Annotated in this window: 19 protein-coding genes; 9 read left to right on the top strand and 10 right to left on the bottom strand. The window is 45.6% G+C overall.

The window, feature by feature from the left end; genetic code table 11:
* Positions 1 to 206: 206 nt before the first annotated feature.
* On the bottom strand, positions 207 to 770 hold the full coding sequence (locus MJ595_RS04180; RefSeq protein ID WP_263081260.1) for a hypothetical protein: 564 nt from the start codon (positions 768 to 770) through the stop codon (positions 207 to 209).
* Between the two features lie 261 nt (positions 771 to 1,031).
* Entirely contained in the window at positions 1,032 to 2,471 is a 1,440-nt protein-coding gene (nhaC, locus tag MJ595_RS04175; RefSeq protein WP_263081259.1) for a Na+/H+ antiporter NhaC, read from the bottom strand.
* A gap of 234 nt (positions 2,472 to 2,705) precedes the next feature.
* Here nhaC and MJ595_RS04170 point away from each other — a divergent pair, with 234 nt between their 5' ends.
* From MJ595_RS04170 to MJ595_RS04155, 4 genes are all read left to right on the top strand, one after another.
* The gene (locus MJ595_RS04170) at positions 2,706 to 3,122 is read left to right on the top strand and encodes a CBS domain-containing protein (protein ID WP_263081258.1); all 417 of its coding nucleotides are present in this window, start codon (positions 2,706 to 2,708) and stop codon (positions 3,120 to 3,122) included.
* A gap of 19 nt (positions 3,123 to 3,141) precedes the next feature.
* A complete protein-coding gene (locus MJ595_RS04165; RefSeq protein WP_263081257.1) occupies positions 3,142 to 3,543 on the top strand; it encodes an SMI1/KNR4 family protein in 402 nt (133 codons plus the stop codon).
* Between the two features lie 132 nt (positions 3,544 to 3,675).
* Positions 3,676 to 4,110: a response regulator gene (locus tag MJ595_RS04160; protein ID WP_263081256.1), complete on the top strand. Its 435-nt coding sequence runs from the start codon at positions 3,676 to 3,678 to the stop codon at positions 4,108 to 4,110.
* A gap of 383 nt (positions 4,111 to 4,493) precedes the next feature.
* Positions 4,494 to 4,985: a GNAT family N-acetyltransferase gene (locus MJ595_RS04155; RefSeq protein WP_263081255.1), complete on the top strand. Its 492-nt coding sequence runs from the start codon at positions 4,494 to 4,496 to the stop codon at positions 4,983 to 4,985.
* A gap of 171 nt (positions 4,986 to 5,156) precedes the next feature.
* Here the strand turns inward: MJ595_RS04155 and MJ595_RS04150 are convergent, their stop codons facing one another.
* From MJ595_RS04150 to guaD, 3 genes are all read right to left on the bottom strand, one after another.
* On the bottom strand, positions 5,157 to 5,534 hold the full coding sequence (locus MJ595_RS04150) for a helicase (protein ID WP_263081254.1): 378 nt from the start codon (positions 5,532 to 5,534) through the stop codon (positions 5,157 to 5,159).
* Positions 5,535 to 5,785: 251 nt separating this feature from the next.
* A complete protein-coding gene (rubA, locus tag MJ595_RS04145; RefSeq protein WP_263081253.1) occupies positions 5,786 to 5,953 on the bottom strand; it encodes a rubredoxin RubA in 168 nt (55 codons plus the stop codon).
* A 147-nt stretch (positions 5,954 to 6,100) separates the two neighbouring features.
* Positions 6,101 to 7,420: a guanine deaminase gene (gene guaD / locus MJ595_RS04140; protein ID WP_263081252.1), complete on the bottom strand. Its 1,320-nt coding sequence runs from the start codon at positions 7,418 to 7,420 to the stop codon at positions 6,101 to 6,103.
* Between the two features lie 189 nt (positions 7,421 to 7,609).
* Here guaD and MJ595_RS04135 point away from each other — a divergent pair, with 189 nt between their 5' ends.
* The 4 genes from MJ595_RS04135 to phoR all read left to right on the top strand — a co-directional run bounded on the left by MJ595_RS04135 (position 7,610) and on the right by phoR (position 11,214).
* Positions 7,610 to 8,164 (top strand): chorismate lyase, encoded by a 555-nt coding sequence (locus MJ595_RS04135; RefSeq protein ID WP_263081251.1) that lies wholly within the window; start codon positions 7,610 to 7,612, stop codon positions 8,162 to 8,164.
* Between the two features lie 51 nt (positions 8,165 to 8,215).
* Entirely contained in the window at positions 8,216 to 9,076 is an 861-nt protein-coding gene (gene ubiA / locus MJ595_RS04130; RefSeq protein ID WP_263081250.1) for a 4-hydroxybenzoate octaprenyltransferase, read from the top strand.
* Between the two features lie 103 nt (positions 9,077 to 9,179).
* Complete coding sequence (gene phoB / locus MJ595_RS04125) at positions 9,180 to 9,869, top strand: phosphate regulon transcriptional regulator PhoB (RefSeq protein WP_263081249.1); 690 nt, start codon at positions 9,180 to 9,182, stop codon at positions 9,867 to 9,869.
* 10 nt (positions 9,870 to 9,879) lie between these two features.
* A complete protein-coding gene (gene phoR / locus MJ595_RS04120; protein ID WP_263081248.1) occupies positions 9,880 to 11,214 on the top strand; it encodes a phosphate regulon sensor histidine kinase PhoR in 1,335 nt (444 codons plus the stop codon).
* 75 nt (positions 11,215 to 11,289) lie between these two features.
* Here the strand turns inward: phoR and MJ595_RS04115 are convergent, their stop codons facing one another.
* From MJ595_RS04115 to MJ595_RS04100, 4 genes are all read right to left on the bottom strand, one after another.
* Positions 11,290 to 11,721 carry an H-NS histone family protein gene (locus MJ595_RS04115; RefSeq protein WP_263081247.1) on the bottom strand — a complete coding sequence of 144 codons (432 nt, stop codon included), beginning with the start codon at positions 11,719 to 11,721 and terminating at the stop codon, positions 11,290 to 11,292.
* 378 nt (positions 11,722 to 12,099) lie between these two features.
* Positions 12,100 to 13,605 carry a SpoVR family protein gene (locus MJ595_RS04110; protein WP_263081246.1) on the bottom strand — a complete coding sequence of 502 codons (1,506 nt, stop codon included), beginning with the start codon at positions 13,603 to 13,605 and terminating at the stop codon, positions 12,100 to 12,102.
* Positions 13,602 to 14,879 carry a YeaH/YhbH family protein gene (locus MJ595_RS04105; protein WP_263081245.1) on the bottom strand — a complete coding sequence of 426 codons (1,278 nt, stop codon included), beginning with the start codon at positions 14,877 to 14,879 and terminating at the stop codon, positions 13,602 to 13,604. Before MJ595_RS04105 ends, MJ595_RS04110 begins: the two co-directional genes overlap by 4 nt.
* 59 nt (positions 14,880 to 14,938) lie before the next feature.
* Complete coding sequence (locus tag MJ595_RS04100; protein ID WP_263081244.1) at positions 14,939 to 16,861, bottom strand: PrkA family serine protein kinase; 1,923 nt, start codon at positions 16,859 to 16,861, stop codon at positions 14,939 to 14,941.
* A gap of 536 nt (positions 16,862 to 17,397) precedes the next feature.
* Between MJ595_RS04100 and MJ595_RS04095 the strand changes: the two genes are divergently transcribed.
* Positions 17,398 to 19,200 (top strand): acyl-CoA dehydrogenase C-terminal domain-containing protein, encoded by a 1,803-nt coding sequence (locus tag MJ595_RS04095; RefSeq protein WP_263081243.1) that lies wholly within the window; start codon positions 17,398 to 17,400, stop codon positions 19,198 to 19,200.
* A gap of 49 nt (positions 19,201 to 19,249) precedes the next feature.
* On the opposite strand, the gene MJ595_RS04090 is transcribed toward MJ595_RS04095, so the two are convergent.
* Entirely contained in the window at positions 19,250 to 19,504 is a 255-nt protein-coding gene (locus MJ595_RS04090) for a hypothetical protein (RefSeq protein WP_263081242.1), read from the bottom strand.
* Positions 19,505 to 19,601 lie beyond the last annotated feature (97 nt).

The following is a 19,601-nucleotide window of genomic DNA, read 5'->3' as shown; positions in this document are numbered from 1 at the left end:
ATAGTTATTCTACGTCAAGCCAGTCCAACGCAGTCGGAAAGCCGCTTTACGAGCCACCCGAAGGGCCAAAACCAGCGATTCCGTGCCGTCGTTGCAGTAGCTTGAAAGACGCGAGTACGTGTGACCTTTAGGTTATTCCTGCGCTACTGCGCCTAGCCACGAAACCGCTGGTTTTGGCTGAGCACACGAGCAAACGTCAACAGCCCCTAGCTGCTTGTGTGGCTAACCCAGCTTTTTTCCTGTGCTGTGACAACCAGCTGGGGAGTGTTGTCATGGTCATTGAGAACGGTGGGTAGTCCCACCCTGGAAAAGGTCGATATTTCTTTTTCCGGGTTGTCGTAGAGGAAGTTATTTCGATGATTGATCATTAAATGATCGATTTCTGCCCTGAGCCAGTTTTCATCCCAGTCACCATCCACTCGTAAGGCCGCAACTTTTGTGTAGAGGGTATTGGTTTTTTTAATTCTTTTTTTTAGTTTTTTTTCCAGACCTTCCAGTGCTTGAATATGTTGTTTTATATCCTCTTTTTGCTTTGGTGACTGTGATAACTGATACCGTCTCTCAATAACCAGCCGTAACATCACCTTTGATCGTTTTGATATCTTTGCGTATAGACGGAGTGCGTCTGTAATCATCTTCTGTCGTTTACTAGAGTCCTTCTTCTCGAGCTTGAGGCGCTCAATACGAATGCGCCAAAATGCCATTAGCGGACTTAAGATAGCAATGGCCAGGGAAATAAGAGAGAGGGTCGTGGCAGTATTAAGATCCATTTAATAGCTGTTGTAACAATTCCTTAATATTTAAAATATTATAATTAGTTCATTTTTGGCAAGTAAAACCTCAACAGTTCCTAAGCTATGCCAGCTTATAAGAAGTAAGTTTTCCAGCTTTTGCCTGATGCGGTCTGGCCTTGTTCTCTCCAGCCTTTGAGTGCCTGACTTCCAAGCCGTAACCGTTAGAGATATCCGTATGCATTCCCGGCGAGACGCCGGGAACGAGGTGTAATACGCCAAACGTATTAAAATGATACACTAGTGAGTTGCTGCTACAGGTGCTTTATCGACTACCGTGGTCTTTTTTGCAGACCGGAAAAGTGCAACACCCAGGTATGCAAAGAGTATAGAGAGCAACGGGTTAATCCAGTTCAACAGGGCCCAGGGTGCATAATCGAGAACAGACACGCCGAGGGTTGATGCAAAAAAAGCACCGCCTGTTGTCCAGGGAATAAGGGCTGTGGTCAGGGTTGCTCCTTCCTCCAGGGAGCGAGACATGACTCTCCTGTCGATTCCTTTCTCATCGTAGGCTTTGCCAAACAGCTGACCCCCAAGAATAATGGACATATAGGCTTCACCCATAGTGACATTGCCTATAAAGCAGGCAATGATTGTTGTCGCAACCAAACTGGCACCATGCTTAATGCGGCTGAGAATGGCCGTAATCAATACTTTTAAGAACTGGCAGCGTTCCAGTATTCCTCCCAGAGCCAAAGCTATAAGAGATAATGAAAGTGTCCACATCATGGAGGCAATGCCTCCACGGCCCAGCAGTAAGTCGAGGCTTTCGTGGTTCGTTTGTATGTTTCCCCCGCTATAGAGGCTGTTGAGGACTGAGGTAAAACTTTGATCCTGAACCAGAACCGCGATAATAACGGCAGTGATTGACGCGGCCATCATGGAAGGTTCCGCTGCAACCTTGAGGACACTCAAAACCAGCATGATAACGATGGGGAGTAAGGTCAATACATTAATATTGAAATGCGCTGTCAGGGCATCTTGCAGAGAGCTTAACTCGGCCGTTGGTATTTGGCTGTCAGCATAGCCCAGGCTGATCAAGGTAAATGTAATCAGGGCCAGTATGTAGGTGGGCCCCGTGGTATATAACATGCTGCTTATATGGCTATAGAGGTTTGTCCTGGAGGTCATGGCTGACAGGTTAGTGGTATCTGACATGGGGGACATCTTGTCACCAAAGCATGCACCAGAAATGATCATGCCCGCTATAATCGGTGCGGGAACCCCCATGGTTGTGCCTATGCTCATTAGGACAACACCTACAGTACCCACTGTACCCCAGCTGGTGCCTGTGGCGATGGACATAAAGCTACAAAGAATCATACCGGCAGGAAGAAATATCGCGGGCTGAACAAACTCTATTCCGTAGTAAATTAAAGTGGCGAGTGTGCCGCTATCAATGAAAGCAGCAATTAATACCCCGATAAGAATAAAAATGTAAATGGCTGAAAGGGCATCACTGATACCCGCATTCATGGCCTGTCGAATGGCACGAAAATTATAGCCAAGCCGCCAGGCGCTCAGGGAGGCAACTAATATACAAATGATAAGCAGGCTATGAAGGCTGGTTTGCAGAAAGAATAAGCCGATGCTGATGATGCCAATGATTGCTGCCAATGTAAGCAATGCATGAGTAAAACCTGGCTGTTTTCTAGCCTTTTCTGGACACGATGTGGTCACACCAATACTCCTGAGGTGAATATTTGTTGTGTTTATGGCTACCTGAAAGCCCTGAACATTATTTTGGAAAACCTTGTATTAAGTTACGTTGTGATCTTTTGAGATGGCTATACGAGGCTGGATAAAAAAAAGATCATGATAGTTTACTGCTATTATTGTTATCCAGTTTATTAATTTCCCAAAGGGGATTATTTGGCATATACCTTCATGATTCCGCTATTTTGGAATTGAATTATGAATGCACATATCCAGGTGCGGGACTATATGCTGCACGAGATGCCTGTGATTTATGGTGATACTTCGTTAAGTAAGGTGACAGAAATACTCTGTAGTAATAACCTTTTCGGTTTGCCAGTGGTTGACAGGGAAAAGAAACTTATCGGTTTTATTTCAGAGCAGGACTGTATTCATGAATTATTGACCAGCAGTTATCACTGTGATTTTGACTTGATGGCCAGTGATGTGATGCATCATGAAGTCCTAACTGTTTCGCCAAATGATGGTATTATCGAGCTGGCTGAGTCTATGCAGGGTAATAAGCCTAAAATCTATCCCGTGGTTGAAGAGGGGCAGCTACTGGGGATTATCAATAGAACCCGGATTCTCAAAGCCCTGAGGGAAAATCTTAGAGGCTGTCACATACCTGTGTAATCAATAAAGGTGAATTTTCTTGGAAGATATTATTGAAATACTGAGGGAAAAGGCGGTAGATATTCCTGCGCCTTTAACGCTACCGGATGAGGATGATCTTGTTAGCATTGAGGAAGAGTTATTGATTCCCCTACCCCAGGATTTGAGGGAGTTTTTACTGCAGTTAAGTGATGTTGTTTATGGCTCCCTTGAACCGGTGACCGTCACTGACCCCCATTCCCACACTTATTTGCCGGAAGTGGCGGCTATAGCCTGGGATACGTGTGTGCCCAGGCATTTAATTCCTGTTTGTGAGGATAATGGCAGCTACTATTGTATCAATGAAGAGGGTTCTATTTCGCACTGGTCCTCAGGTGAGGAATCTGATGAGTCCTGGGGCTCTATATGGCAGTGGGTCAGAGAGGTCTGGTTGGAAAGCTGAAAAGCTCCAGGTTTGCTGAAGGTGGCCGATAGGATGAGGGATACATATTAATAATTAAGCCCTTGTACTGTGCTCCGAAATATCACAAGCAAGACTTGATAGGTACAAGGGTATTTAAGGAATATTACCGGTATGCCGCATTTCAAGTCTTCCAGCCAGTCTCTATCCCATAAGTTTGTATTAATCGCTGATAGTGATATTCCACACAGGGCTATTGTCGAAAAAATATTACTGAAAGCAAAGCTGGAGACCGTGTCTGTGAGTCATGGTCAGGAGGCGCTTGGTCTTTATGAAGGTGATCCCGACCGTTGGGGTGCTATTCTAATGAGTTGTGAACTGCCCGTTATGGATGGTTATACGGCGGCCTGTAGTATCAGACAGTTTGAGAGAAACAATCATCTTGCACCCGTGAATATTATTGGAATGAGTAATGGGGTTAGCTGTGATTTTGCCAGTAAAGCCTTGAGGGCAGGAATGAATGATTATCTTGCAGTCCCCTTTGATCCGCAACAGTTGCTGGGAACGCTTTCCCGTTATATCGCCATTCCTGGAGCCACCATTTCCTAGCCCGGATATTTCATAAACCTCTGTATCCCCTGTGACCCGATGATGAATAAAATACTCCTTATTTTGTCTCATTGTTAAAAAAAGGCAAAAACCTATCAATTTTCCTGATATTGCAAAGCAAATACATTGAGCTATGTCACGAAATTTCGCTTCGGGAAATACCTATAATGTAGGTGGCCTGTAGGGGGAAGTGAGAAGGGGAGTCTCTTGATTATCAAAGGGCATTGATAGAAGAGTGAGCCCACAGACAAAAAATAATAAGCAGGTGTCATAAAAAAGAATAAAAATGCCTGAAAACCTCGCTATATGCGGGGTGTTTCTTTTGGCCCCTGCATACCGCAAACAATCAAGTGGCTTGATTATCGCTAAAAGGCTGTACGGTTATGTTGACGCCCCTTCGAAAAAGAATAGATATCAAAACCTTTGAGCAACTCAATGCCTATGAGCTGTATGAACTACTGAAATTAAGGGTTGATGTATTCATTGTAGAGCTGAACTGTCCTTACGCTGATCTGGACAATATGGATCGACATCCCGAGACCCGGCATGTGCTTTGCCATTCAGAGGATTCCGGTGAGCTAATGGGGTACTTGAGGGTTCTGCCACCGGGTCTCCGCTTTTCTGAAGTTGGCATTACGCGTGTGGTTGTCTCGGAGAAGGGGCGTGGGCAGGGTATCGCACATGCTATGATGGCCAATGCCTTGGATATGGCTTCAACCCTTTGGGCTGAAATGGATATTAAGGTAAGTGTCCAAAATTATCTGGTAGGCTTTTATCAGGAGCTGGGCTTTGTAGTGAACTCTACTGTGTATATGGAAGAGGGAATTCCCCATGTGGAAATGCTAAAAGAGGCATCATCCTGCACTATACATTAGACACCTGACTGTTTTCCTCGCTCCCGACTATCTGCTGAGCCTGTAAGGCTTTTTTGAACCACGAAGAAATTTAAGGAAAGCCTTGGTATTCTTCGTGGTTCCAAAAAACAGGGCATTGCGCTGAGACTTTCGTGATACCCTTTGCTGTCTGGGAACGAGTCTCAGCGATTATCAGGATTTTTTCTTCTTTTTGGGCATCAGGTACTTCATTAGGCCCTGAAACCACATAACTTTGCTAAAATCCCCGGTGATAATAATGTCTTTATCCTGAATGCCTTTCATAAAGGCCAGTTGCGCATTTTTTGCGGTCAAGGTTTGGAAGCCTGTGGCAGAATCTTTGAAGGCAATTTCAAAGCTGGGGTTGGTTGCTTTTCCTGAATGGCTTGTTACGCGCATATCTTTCACATTGTAATGGCGTACAGCTCCATCCTGGCTACTGATCTGGAAAGTGAGCGTCTGACCCTCGAGCTTTTTTCTGAAAGCGGGGTTTTTATTCCCGGCCCGTTTCATCAACAGTCCCAGTGCCCATAGTAGCAGTCTGAACTTCACGTATTTCCCCCGAATCTGTCAGGTCTGTTTAATCATTAGAGGTAATTGATAGGAATACCAGCTATTGCAGAGCAGTAGCCAGTTGAGCAGCCTAAAGGGATGAATCTCACGCTAAACCGGGAGAAAAGTCAAACGATTGTATGAAACAGGGGGGTAAGAACAACATATCAACAAAGTATCTGTAAAAAGAGGCTCTTACCATCACACCCTGCCCGGATCTATCAAATCACGGTTGTCTAACCGGGTGTTGTTTAGTTGACTTCAACCATTTCGAAATCGCTTTTGCTAACGCCGCAGTCCGGGCAAAGCCAGTCATCTGGTATATCTTCCCACCGGGTGCCAGGGGCAATACCATCTTCTGGCCAACCTTCCGCTTCATCATAAGTAAAGCCACAGACCAGACATTGCCATTTCTTCATTACTTATGCCTCCTTCATTAAGCCTTTCATTATTAAACGCTAGTCAGGCTTAAAGTACTGGTTGAACATCTTTTGATTATAGTTAAGAGTGCTTTGCATACTGCTATGACAGGCTGACTATACCAAATCAGAATCCCTTGGGCTGGCTTATTTATACTCTCCGGTTTTCTTCTGCCAGGTTTCTCCCATAATGACGGTGTTTTCTATCAGGCGATCATCTCCCAGGGTCATCATGATGCCAAGGCGCTCTTCCAAGGTTTTTGCCTGCTTCATCCGAAATGCCAGCAAGGGTGTTGCTCTGGGGTTGAGAATCAGGAAGTCGGCTTCATTTCCGGGGGTGAAGCTGCCTATTTTATCTGATAGCCCTAAAGCCCTTGCGCCACCCAGTGTTGCCAGATAAAACGCGCTGAGTGGAGACAGGCTTGTTCCCTGTAGCTGGCACACTTGATAGGCGCTTTTCATGGATTCAAGCTGGCATAAACTGGTGCCTGCCCCGATATCTGTTCCCAGGCCTATGTTGATATTCAGGGAGGATGCTTTTTGAAAATCAAACAGCCCACTGCCTAAAAAAAGGTTGGCGCTGGGGCAAAAGGATAGGGAGGAACCCGTATCGGCAAGGCGCTGCCAACTGGCTTCACAAAGGTGTATAGCATGGGCAAAGAATGAACGGGAACCCAGTAAGCCATACTGGTCGTAAACATCCAGGTAGTTTTGGCTATCGGGGTATAGCTTATGAGTCCAGGCTACTTCTTTTAAATTTTCTGCCAAATGGGTATGGAGATACAGCCCATCAAACTCATCCAGTAAACGCCGGGCAGCTTTAAGCTGGTTGGGGGTTGAGGTCGGGGCAAACCGTGGAGTGACGGCATAGGCCAGACGGTTTTTACCATGCCAGTGTCTGATTAATTGCTGACTCTCTTCATAGCTGGTTGTTGCAGTATCAAGCAGGTAGTCCGGGGCGTTACGATCCATCATGACTTTGCCTGCGATCATGCGCAGCTGTCTTTCCGATGCCGCCTCAAAAAATGCGGTGACTGATTCCGGGAATACGGCTCCAAACACGAGGGCGGTCGTGGTTCCATGGGCGAGACACTGATCCAGGAAAAACCGGGCGACTTCCCGGGCATAGTCTGGTGAGTCAAATGCGGCCTCTGCGGGAAAGGTATATCGCTCAAGCCATTGAATCAGCTGTTCGCCGCAGGCACCGGTCATTCCCAGTTGGGGATAGTGAACATGGGTATCAACGAATCCCGGGATTAACAACTTTCCCGGTAAATGGTAAGTCTCACAGGCCGCTGGCAAGTGCTTGGCAATGCTTTGATACGCACCGGCAGCAAGGATATGACCGTCATCAACCACAACAGCGCCGTCCTCGTGGAACTCAACGGCATCTTTGGTGGGAGTCCTGGCTGGATCATCAAGAAAGTGCAGAGTGGACGCACGCCAGACCACAGGATTTTTTTTCATTTTGAGTCCTTTCACTGGTAGATGCTTGCCCATATATTTTGTCTATATTCCTTGAGCAAAATGATGATTTTTGATCCACTGCCAATATCATCAATCCATGGGGCTATCACTTCAATAACCTTTGGTGCTAAATGAACACATTTTCTTCTGTATAGAGGGCATTTTTTTGGATAATTGGGCGGTTAGGCGATGCCATTAAATTTTTGTTCGAGTTTACGCTGGCAGTCCTGTCTGCATAATCTGGACAATATACCGGATAATTTGCAAGCATGGCTGCTTGATAGGGGGTCTTTAACCGCAAGGTTGAAGAAAACCTATCGTGGTGAGTTTGAGGTTAAGGTGCTTAAGCATCAGTGGGGTCAGCCAGCAGAAGCTGAGCTTGAATTTTTGGGTGTTTCCGAGACAGAAGCCTCTATTCGCGAGGTTTTGCTGCTGGGTGGTGGCAAGCCAAAAATATTTGCGAGGAGTGTCATTCCCCGGAGCAGTCTTGGTGGATCAAATAATGAGCTGCTTATGCTAGGGAATAAGCCTCTGGGGGAATATTTATTTGTTCAGAAAAGCGTGGAACGAGGAGCCATCGAATTGGCGGAATTATCTGCACATGAGGTTAATCCGTATCTTGGTTGCTGTTTCAGGGAAGAAAAGGCCTGGGCAAGGCGATCTTTATTTTATCTGAATTCCAGGCCCCTATCAGTATGCGAAGTTTTTTTACCTGAGGTAGGCGGCAAACCATCCTTTCCATAAGATGAGTGACGTCTTGATGGTTCTGCAGACAGGAAGCCCGAGCTAATTATTATGAAAACGCTGGACATGTTCCGTATTAAAGAGTTTATCAGCCTTGCCCGCCTGGATCGGCCGATTGGTATTTGTCTTCTGTTTTGGCCCACCATGTGGGCATTGTGGCTGGCAGCGGATGGGATGCCAACTCATCACAATCTTTTGGTATTCACCCTGGGGGTCATTTTGATGCGGAGTGCCGGGTGTGTCATCAATGATTATGCTGACCGTAATTTTGATGGACATGTAAAAAGAACAGTTACAAGGCCATTAGCTGATGGGCGACTGACGGAAGAAGAGGCATTATTATTTTTTGTTGTACTTATTGCCCTGTCTTTCTTGCTGGTATTGACCACCAATACGCTAACTATTGTTCTTTCGGTGAGCGCTCTGTTCCTGGCTTCATTTTATCCATTTGCAAAGCGTTACACTCATTTTCCCCAGGTTGTTCTCGGTGCTGCCTTTGGCTGGTCTATTCCTATGGCCTTTGCCGCAGAAAGTGGCTCACTGGTTCCGGAGACCTGGCTTTTATTTATTGCCAATCTATTCTGGACTGTGGCTTACGATACACAATATGCCATGGTAGACCGTGATGACGATATCAAAATCGGTATCAAGTCAACAGCTATCCTCTTTGGTGATCTCGATAATCTCATTATTGGCGGCCTTCAGCTTTTAGCCATTATTACCCTTATTGCCGTTGGGATTAAAATGGAGCTGGGAGCGTTGTTCTATGCTGCTCTTGCATTCGCCTCCATGCTGTTTGTTTACCAGCAGTTTCTCACCCATGACCGTGATAGAGATCGTTGTTTTAAGGCCTTTCTAAGTAATCACTGGGTTGGTGCCATTGTGTTTGCCGGTATTTTTTTGAGCCGTTAAATAGTCTGGATAATCGGTCTTGAGGACTTGTCATCTGGCTGTAACATTTAAGGGGTGTACTCTCCTTGACGTCGTAATAATTATTATCGGGAAAGGTAAAATCATGTCAGCAAAAAAAATTCTGATTGTTGATGATGAAGAACCCATCAGGGAAATGGTAGCTATAAGCCTGGAAATGGCGGGTTTCGATTGTATTGAAGCAGCAGATGCCAGGGAAGCCCATGCTAAAATTGTGGACCAGAAGCCGGATCTGGTGTTACTTGACTGGATGTTGCCGGATATATCCGGCATTGAATTGGCAAGGCGATTAAAGCGAAGTGAAATGACCTCTGAAATACCCATTGTTATGTTGACGGCAAAAGGTGAGGAGGACCATAAAATTCGTGGACTTGAAACAGGGGCGGATGATTATATTACCAAGCCATTTTCACCCCGGGAGTTGATCGCCAGGTTAAAGGCGGTTCTTAGAAGAAGTGGAGTATCTGATGGGCAGTCAGCCATTGTCATCAAGGGGTTAAAGCTGGATCCGGTAAGCCACCGGGTCAGCATTGATGGCGAGGCGGCAGAAATCGGTCCGACAGAGTACCGTTTGTTACAGTTTTTTTTGACGCATCAGGAGCGGGCTTACTCCCGAAGTCAGCTACTGGATCAGGTCTGGGGCGGTAATGTATATGTTGAAGAGCGAACCGTTGATGTTCATATTCGACGACTGAGAAAGTCACTTGGTAGTGGTTACGAGGGATATATACAAACCGTCAGGGGCACAGGATACCGTTTTTCCACCAAGTTGTAAGGGGGGGCGAGTGATCACTTATTCCAGATCACTATTGCTGGGCAGACTATTGCTGGGCCTGGCAATAGGGACCTTCATTGGATGGGGGCTGGGGCATGTTTTACTGGGGATAACACTTGTCCTGGCTGTTTATCTATTGTGGAGCCTGAGTCAATTGTTTCGTCTGTTGACTTGGCTGGAAAAAACAGCTGTTAGTGAATTAGAGCCTCCGGAAAGCCGTGGTTTATGGGGTGCCATCTTCGATGGTATTTACCGGATTCAAAAGCGACAGAAGGGTTCCCATGAGCGTTTGCAGGGAGTTATTGATCGTATACAGGAGTCAACGGCTGCCCTGGAAGACGGCATTGTTATGGCGGATAACAATGGCGGTCTGGAGTGGTGGAATCGCGCGGCAGGAGATTTATTGGGTTTGAAAATGCCTGGGGATAGAGGCCAATTATTGACGAACCTGGTTCGCGATCCCTCGTTTTTGGATTATTTTGACTCGGGTCGTTACGAAGAGGCGATAGAACTGGCTTCACCGGTTAATACCGAAAGGCAGTTGCAGATCAACATTACGATTTATGGCATGGGAAGTCGATTGTTGTTTATTCGGGATATTACCCGAATCAATCAGTTAGAAACCATGCGAAAAGATTTTGTGGCCAATGTTTCCCATGAACTAAGAACACCACTTACGGTAATAGCTGGGTATCTGGAAACCCTGTTGGATAATGCAGATATAGAAGAATCCTTGTCACCTATGTGGTGCAAGGCGTTAAAAAGAATGCAGCAGCAATCAGCCAGAATGAAAAATCTGGTGGCAGATTTATTGCTACTTTCACGCCTGGAGTCTGCGACTTCCTGTGAGTCAAACCCGGTAAAGCTGGAAGAACTGTTAAACCAGGTTGCCGATGATGCCAGGTCATTAAGTGGAAGTGATGATCATGAGATTACATTAGAGGGGGTAAAGGGTATCTACTTAAAGGGAAGCCAAAGTGAGCTGCGCAGTGCTTTATCAAATCTTGTATTTAACGCCGTGCGATACACTCAGGCGGGCGGGGTCATTCACATTGGAGTAAAAGTAAAAAATCAGGAATGTTGTATTAGTGTTGAAGATAATGGCGTGGGGATTGACCCGGTTCATATTCCCAGGTTGACAGAGCGCTTTTATAGAGTTGATAAAGGACGAAGTCTTGAGTCTGGTGGAACGGGGCTGGGGCTGGCGATTGTTAAGCATGTATTGCTAAGGCATGATGGATGGTTAACGATTTCCAGCCATCCGGGGCAGGGTAGTTGTTTTATATGTCATTTTCCCGAAAACCGTTTTTCTTCTGTTGCTTCGGTGAGTCATGAAAATAAATAAATGACCTGAGCGCAACACTTGTATATCAAACTTATTGAAATGATGTACGGGTAACTCTCAGGTCATAAATAACTGTTAAGCTTCGTCTTGAGCTTCGATTACGCAGTCCATGCGCTTTTTGCCAGTGCGTTCCAGATAGGACTGGAATTCTCTTGGCAGACGGCCAGTTGTTGCGCCTTCCCACTGAGCCTGGTCACCGGTTTCAGTTTCGTACTGGAAAGTGTACTTCTGAATATTACGACGACGTTTGGATGTTGTTTCTTCACCTAATCCCAGGTCACCCATGGATACGCCGCGATCAGCCATTATTTGTTTAATGGCTTCAATGCTTTCCAGTTTTACCTGGCGCTTTTCTTCTTCTTTTTCACGGGCATTCTGCTTTTCTTCCAGAACACTTCTCATTCTGGAGATGACACGTTCCAGATCTGAGACGTGAGCGTCTTTGAACAGTTGGCGAATGCGTGTTTTGCTGCTTAAACGATGAAGAACTTCATCAAAAATGTTCATCTAGGTAACTCCCTAATGTGACTCGTGATTCCAGATTTGAATAGACGAGATTTAGTACATGTATTTATACATGAAGCATTTAAATGATGGAAGTATTAAAACTGAAACATTATTGAATTTCTAATAAGATACCCACAATAGAGTATTTATTATTAATCGCTTGCTTACTATATTATCAAACTGATAGCCGTCAATGGCTTGTGGTTGATATGAACGTAGCAATGAAGGGGTAACGTAAAGTGAAAATGCTGCCCAGGGAAACAGTTTTGTTAGTGGTGGAATCAAATTCCTGTAAAACTAGCCAGTATTAGATTAGTGATGATTATTTCAACGATCATACTATCAAGGTTTATTCGTCAATAATTGAATACAACTACCTTACTTTTTCTTTACGTTTCCAGGTTCAGGACAATGATGTCTGGTGCGAATATGGCCATTATCAACGGACTGTAACTCTATATCGAACTGCCATAATTTATGAATATGCTTGAGTAATTCCCTTGTATTATTATCAAGGGGGCGCCCTTGATGCTGAAAGTGTCTCAGGGTCAGTTTACGGTCGCCGCGAATATCTACGTCATAGACTTGAATATTTGGTTCCTGCTCTCCGATATTGTATTGTTTGGCGAGGGCTTCACGAATGGCTTTATAGCCACTGTCATCATGGATAGCGTCAATTTCAAGATAGGATTTGCCCTCGTCATCCGTGATAGAAAAAAGGTGCATATCTCTCATTACTTTTGGGGAAAGAAACTGTAAAATAAAACTTTCATCTTTGAAATTCTTCATAGCAAAGTGAACTGCTTCTAACCAATCACTGCCCGCTATATCCGGAAACCATAATTTATCTTCAGGAGTGGGTGCTTCACAGATCCTGCGGATGTCCTGAAATATATTGAACCCTAAAGCATAAGGGTTAATACCGCTATAGTGTGGGTTATCAAATTCAGGCTGATAAATCACGCTGGAGTGAGAATGTAAAAACTCCATCATAAAACCATCGGTCACCTTGTCTTCTTTGTATAGCTCATGAAGCAGGTGATAGTGCCAAAAGCATGCCCAACCCTCATTCATTACCTGGGTTTGTCGTTGCGGATAATAATACTGGGCTATTTTTCGGACAATTCTGATGATTTCCCTCTGCCAGGTATCCAGGAGGGGAGCATTCTTCTCTAGAAAGTAAAGAATGTTTTCTTCCGGGTCTTTAGGGAAGCGTTCCTTTTTTTCCTCTATTTGTTCTGGCGCTTTGGGAATTGTACTCCAAATCTCATTGAGGTTTCTTTGGATATATTCTGCCCTTTCTTCCAGCCTTGCCTGTTCCTGCTCAGGTGAGAGGGGACGAGGGCGAAGGTACCGGTTAACACCCTGGTTCATTAGGGTATGGCAGGCATCAAGGATATCCTCTACCGCTTCAACTCCATGTTTTTCTTCACAGTGGCCAATGTAGTTTTTGGCAAAGAGCAAATAGTCGATAATGGAGTCAGCATCTGTCCAGGTCTGGAAAAGGTAGTTGCCTTTAAAAAAAGAATTATGTCCATAGGAGGCATGGGCTAAAACCAGTGCCTGCATTGCCATGGTGTTTTCTTCCATAAGATAGGCAATGCATGGGTTAGAGTTGATGACTATTTCGTAAGCCAGCCCCATTCGACCCCGTTGATAGTTTTGCTGGGTCTGTAAAAAGTGTTTGCCAAAACTCCAGTGGTGATACATCAGGGGCATACCTGTAGAGGAGTAGGCATCCATCATTTGCTCGGAGCTAATGATTTCTATTTGATTCGGATAGGTGTCCAGCCGGAACTGACCGGCAATCCGGGCTAACTCCTGGTCATATTTTTCAATAAGATCAAAAGTCCACTCGGAGCCGGTGGATAAAGGCGGACTCATGCATGCTCCTTTTTCTCAAATAAGCGTCGGAATACCGGATAAATGTCATCAGGTGTTTTGATTTGCTGCATAGCAAATGTTTCCGGGAATGCTTCTGCAACAGACTGGTATTCACGCCAGAGATTTTGATGGGCACGGTCGGTAATCTCTACGTAAGAAAAATACTGAACCTTTGGCATTATTTGCTCAGTGAGAATTTTTGAACAAACTGATGAATCCCCTTCCCAGTTATCGCCATCGGAGGCCTGTGCCACATAAATATTCCAGTCGGTAGGGCTATACCGTTTTTCAATAACGTCCCGGGTCATTTCCAGGGCGCTTGAAACAATGGTTCCCCCCGTTTCCCGTGAATAGAAGAAGTCATCCTCATCAACTTCCTTGGCGGCGGTGTGATGACGAATAAATACCACTTCTATCTGTTTATAACTTCTTTGCAGGAACAGATAGAGCAGGATAAAGAAGCGTTTGGCCATATCCTTGATTTCCTGGGTCATGGAGCCAGAAACATCCATAACGCAGAACATTACGGCTTTATTGCTGGGAGATGGTACCCGGATCAAATTGTTGTATTTCAGGTCAAAGTCGTCAATAAAGGGCAGGCGTTTGAGTTTACTATTGAGCTCTTTGATTCGTGCCCTTAATTGTTCCGCTTTCTCCATATCGGTTTCATCAGGGCTGACCTCCATTTCCCTGAGTTCTTTTTTCAGGGCTCGAATTTCCCGCCGGTCCTTCCCGGATAATGCAATTCTTCGGGCATGAGCGGACTTCAGGGATCGGATAACATTAAGGCGGTCCGGAGAACCGTCATTGTTAAAGCCGGCCTGTACATACTTGAATTCAGTGGCGTCCTGCAGCTGTTTCCGAACCAGGTTTGGCAACTCCAGGTTATCAAACATGTATTCCAGAAATTCGTCGTGGTTAATCTGAAAAGAGAAGTCGTCTATTCCTTCTCCTTTGTTGCTGGCTTTCCCCGCGCCACCCTTGCCACCTTTACCGCCACTTGGGCGTTTAATACGATCACCAGCGGTAAATTCTTTATTACCGGGGTGAACCTGTTTGTGATGTCCACCCTGGCCATGCCGGAAAAAGGGTTCCGAAAGGTCTTTGCGGGGAATGGTAACCTGGCTGCCTGACTCAACATCAGTGATGGAGCGTTTGTTTACAGCCTCTGATACGGCTTTTTTTATGTGCTTACGGTAACGATCCAGAAAACGCTGGCGGTTCACTGTACTTTTATTTTTACCGTTGAGGCGGCGATCGATGATAATGCTCATTTACACGCTCCCTGTGTTAGTTGTAGGGGGCGGAACCCCCGGTCGCGTCCTGGCGACATTTACTGAGATTTTCTAACCCGAATATACCACTCAGAGAGCAGTCTGACTTGCTTTTCAGTATAGCCCCGTTCCACCATCCGCTTCACAAACTCATTGTGTTTACGCTGGTCTTCCTGACTGCCTTTGGCATTGAAGGAAATAACGGGCAGTAAGTCTTCAGTATTTGAGAACATCTTTTTCTCAATGACGGTTCGCATTTTTTCATAGCTGAGCCAGCTTGGATTCTTGCCTTTGTTGTTAGCTCTGGCACGCAGAACAAAGTTAACCACTTCGTTGCGGAAATCCTTGGGGTTAGCAATATTGGCTGACTTCTCTATTTTTTCCAGTTCGTCATTAATCGCAACACGATCAAGAATATCGCCTGTTTCAGGGTCCCGGTATTCCTGATCCTGTATCCAGAAGTCGGCGTAAGTAATATACCGGTCAAAAATATTCTGGCCGTATTCAGAGTATGACTCCAGATAAGCGGTCTGAATTTCCTTGCCAAGGGATTCAATATATTTTGGCGCAAGATACTCTTTCACATAGCGAAGATAGCGCTCCTGGGTCTCCTTGGGAAATTGATGCTGTTCTATCTGTTGCTCCAGAACGTACAGAAGGTGGACAGGATTGGCGGCAATTTCTGTGGGGTCAAAGTTAAAGACTTTGGAAAGAATTTTGAACGCAAAACGGGTAGATAGCCCTTCCATTCCTTCATCAACACCCGCCGCATCTTTGTACTCCTGTAAAGGCTTGGCATTGGGGTCGGTATCCTTCAGGCTTTCCCCATCATAGACTCTCATCTTGGAGTATACGTTGGAATTATCAGGCTCTTTTACTCGGGATAACACCGAGAATTTTGCCAGCATATCAAGGGTATCCGGGGCACAAGGAGCGTTTTTTAGCGAACTGTTTATCAGCAGTTTTTCGTAAATATGAATCTCTTCAGTGATTCGGGTACAGTAGGGTACTTTGACAATATTGACGCGGTCGATAAACGCTTCATTGGTTTTATTATTACGGAAAGATTGCCATTCAGACTCATTGGAATGGGCAAGAATCACGCCGTCAAAAGGAATGGCTCCCATCCCCTCAGTGCTGTTGTAGTTTCCTTCCTGGGTTGCCGTTAATAGAGGATGCAGGACTTTTATGGGAGCCTTGAACATTTCAACAAACTCCATAAGCCCCTGATTGGCGCGGCAAAGAGCACCGGAGAAACTGTAGGCATCAGGGTCGTCCTGTGAGTATTCTTCTAGCTGCCGGATGTCTACTTTTCCAACCAGGCTGGAAATATCCTGGTTGTTTTCATCACCGGGTTCTGTTTTTGCGATAGCTGCCTGATCCAGTATGCTGGGATGAATTTTAATGACCCGGAATTTGCTGATATCACCGCCATACTCATGGAGTCGTTTAACTGCCCAGGGTGACATAATGCTCCGCAGGTAACGATCAGGTATTCCGTATTCCTGCTCCAGTATTTTGCTATCTTCCTCGGGGTTAAACAGACCTAGTGGCGACTCAAATACAGGAGAACCCTTAATGGCATAGAACGGTACTTTTTCCATTAATGCCTTCAGTCGTTCTGCCAGGGATGATTTCCCCCCGCCAACCGGACCCAGTAAATAAAGAATCTGCTTCTTTTCTTCCAGCCCCTGAGCGGCATGCCTGAAATAAGAGACTATTTGCTCAATGGCTTCTTCCATGCCATAAAACTCTGAGAAGGCGGGGTAGCGTTTGATGAGTTTATTTGAAAATATGCGGCTGAGTCTTTGGTCTCGTGAAGTGTCCACCATTTCCGGTTCACCTATGGCGGTCAGCATTCTTTCTGCTGCGTTGGCATAGGTCACTGGATCTTTTTTGCAGAGTTCAAGGTATTCCTGAATGGATAGTTCTTCTTGTTGCTTTGATTGGTATCTTTGTTGGTAATTATTGAAAATATCCATGCCTTTACCCGCCCTGTAATAAAATAGTATTCGATACCTGAGCCCCTAGTACACCGGCAGAATCCAAATGCAGGCCTCTTTTCCCCTGTGAATATCATATGGTTACAGAGCACAGGGGCACCGGGAAGAGGGCCAGGGCTGACTGCCTGTATCCATGGCTGACATCAGACAATAGTGGCGAGTTAAACCATTATTGATCTACAGAATGGCAAAGATTGTTGTGCTCCATTGATTTATAATGTGGAGTTTTGCTTGTTTCTGCAACCGCTGTTTCGCTTTATTTACCCCACAAGCCCTTTATTTTTAGCGTGTATTGGGGGGCTGCCCATGTAAGAAATATATATTTTCCCTGTTATTGGTAATGCTATCTGCCCTGGCTGAATGTGTCGAACCTATAGCTAACTACCAATAAAAGATATCGATATGTAACAAAAGTTGACAAACTCGTTTTTTAAACGTAGGTTTCAAACGTACGTTTGAATCGCTGCTATACTCTCTAATATTACTAATAATCATAAGACTGCAGAGGTAGAGTTATGCCTGAATACAAAGCGCCTCTTAGAGACATCCGCTTCGTCCGAAATGACCTTCTGAAGTATGCTGACCACTATGCCACTCTGCCTGGTGCGGAAGAAGCAACACCCGATATGGTGGATGCCATTTTGGAGGAGGGCGCAAAGTTTTGTGAGCAAGTTCTGTCACCTTTAAACAGAGTTGGAGATGAGCAGGGCTGCACCTTGACGGATGATGGCGTTAAAACGCCGGAAGGCTTCAAAGAAGCCTATACGCAATTTGTCGAAGGCGGCTGGCCTTCCCTTGCGAACGATGCCGAATACGGTGGTCAAGGCTTGCCAAGCTCTTTAGGGCTTGTGCTGAGTGAGATGATGGGAGAAGCCAATTGGTCCTGGGGGATGTATCCCGGATTAAGCCACGGAGCTATGAATACCCTTGAGGCTCATGGTACAGAAGAGCAGAAACAAACCTATCTCACCAAACTTATTTCCGGTGAATGGACGGGCACTATGTGCCTGACCGAGTCTCACTGTGGTACTGATCTGGGCATGCTCCGAACCAAGGCTGAGCCAAATGCCGACGGCTCTTATAAAGTGACAGGCACCAAAATTTTCATTTCGGCCGGTGAACACGATATGAGCGAAAACATCGTTCATATCGTACTGGCTCGTCTGCCCGATGCGCCAAAGGGAACCAAAGGCATTTCGTTATTCATTGTACCGAAACGACTTCCGGAAGGTGGCGGTATCAGCAAGGAAAGCAATGGTGTCAGCTGTGGTTCCCTGGAACATAAGATGGGTATTCATGGTAACGCCACCTGTGTGATGAATTTTGATGGCGCTAAAGGCTTTTTGATTGGCCCTCCCAACAAAGGGCTGAACTGCATGTTTACGTTTATGAATGCTGCTCGTCTGGGAACGGGGATTCAGGGGCTTGCTCATTCGGAAGTGGCATTTCAGGGCGCATTGAGATATGCCCGGGAGCGTTTGCAAAGCCGGTCATTGAGTGGTCCGGCCAATCCTGATGGTCCGGCAGATCCGATTATTGTTCATCCGGATGTCCGCAGAATGTTATTGACCATCAAGGCTTTTACTGAAGGCAACCGGGCGCTGGCTTATTATACCGCCAGGCTGGTGGATCTTTCTCAATATAGTAAAGATGAGGATGAAAAAGAAAAGGCCAAGCTGCAACTGGATTTCCTGACCCCTATTGTTAAAGCCTTTATGACGGAAACAGGATTTGAAGCCGCCAACCTTGGGCTTCAGTGTTATGGAGGGCATGGTTATATTGCTGAATGGGGAATGGAGCAAAATGTTCGGGATAGCCGCATCTCCATGTTGTATGAGGGAACCACCGGAATACAGGCCCTGGATTTATTAGGGCGAAAAGTGTTGATGACCCAGGGCGAATCTCTCAAATCCTTCACCAAGGTTGTTCACAAGTTTTGCCAGGCTCATAGTGACAATGAAGCACTCCGTGAGTTTATTGACCCCCTGGCAGCCCTTAATAAAGAGTGGGGAAAGCTAACCATGAAGGTTGGCATGCAAGCCATGCAAAACCGTGAGGTTGTGGGCGCTGCGGCGGTGGATTATCTGATGTACTCTGGCTATGCCTGCCTGGCTTATTTTTGGGCAGATATGGCTCGGGTGGCCAAGGAAAAGCTTGATGAGGGTACGACAGATGCCGGTTTCTATACGGCCAAAGTACAGACAGCCCGTTTCTATTTCCAACGCTTGTTGCCAAGAATACTGGGTCATAAATCCTGTGTAGAGTCAGGGCCTGATAACTTGCTGGATATGGCAGAAGAGGACTTTGGGGAGGTTTAGATTCATCAGTAAGGCCATTTCTAACCCGGATATTTATAAAATATCCGGGTTAGAAAGTATTCTCATCAAGAATCACAAAGGATAAAAAAGTAGCAGGCAGGGCGATAATTAAAATAATGGGCAGCACTGGGTTAGTGAGCATGAGAAGGGTTGCAATGCTCCAAATGCCGTAAATAAGCTTTTTTTTATGGTGTTGTATTTCTTTGTGATCTGTATGGATACCGTATTTGACAGCACGGGGCCGCATTGCCAGTAACTCTGGAATCAGCAGGTGTAATAGTAATTTTGACCAATAACGCAGCATAGTGTATTTGAAATCGTTCTGATTAATTGTTTATTAACTATGAGGAGCTATACCAACGTATTTTGTAAGCCCTATGGGGGCAGTTCCACTTTTTCCC

The organism is Endozoicomonas sp. Mp262, assembly GCF_025643335.1.
In the GTDB taxonomy this organism is placed as follows: domain Bacteria; phylum Pseudomonadota; class Gammaproteobacteria; order Pseudomonadales; family Endozoicomonadaceae; genus Endonucleibacter.
This window is presented reverse-complemented; position numbering and strand designations above follow the sequence as displayed.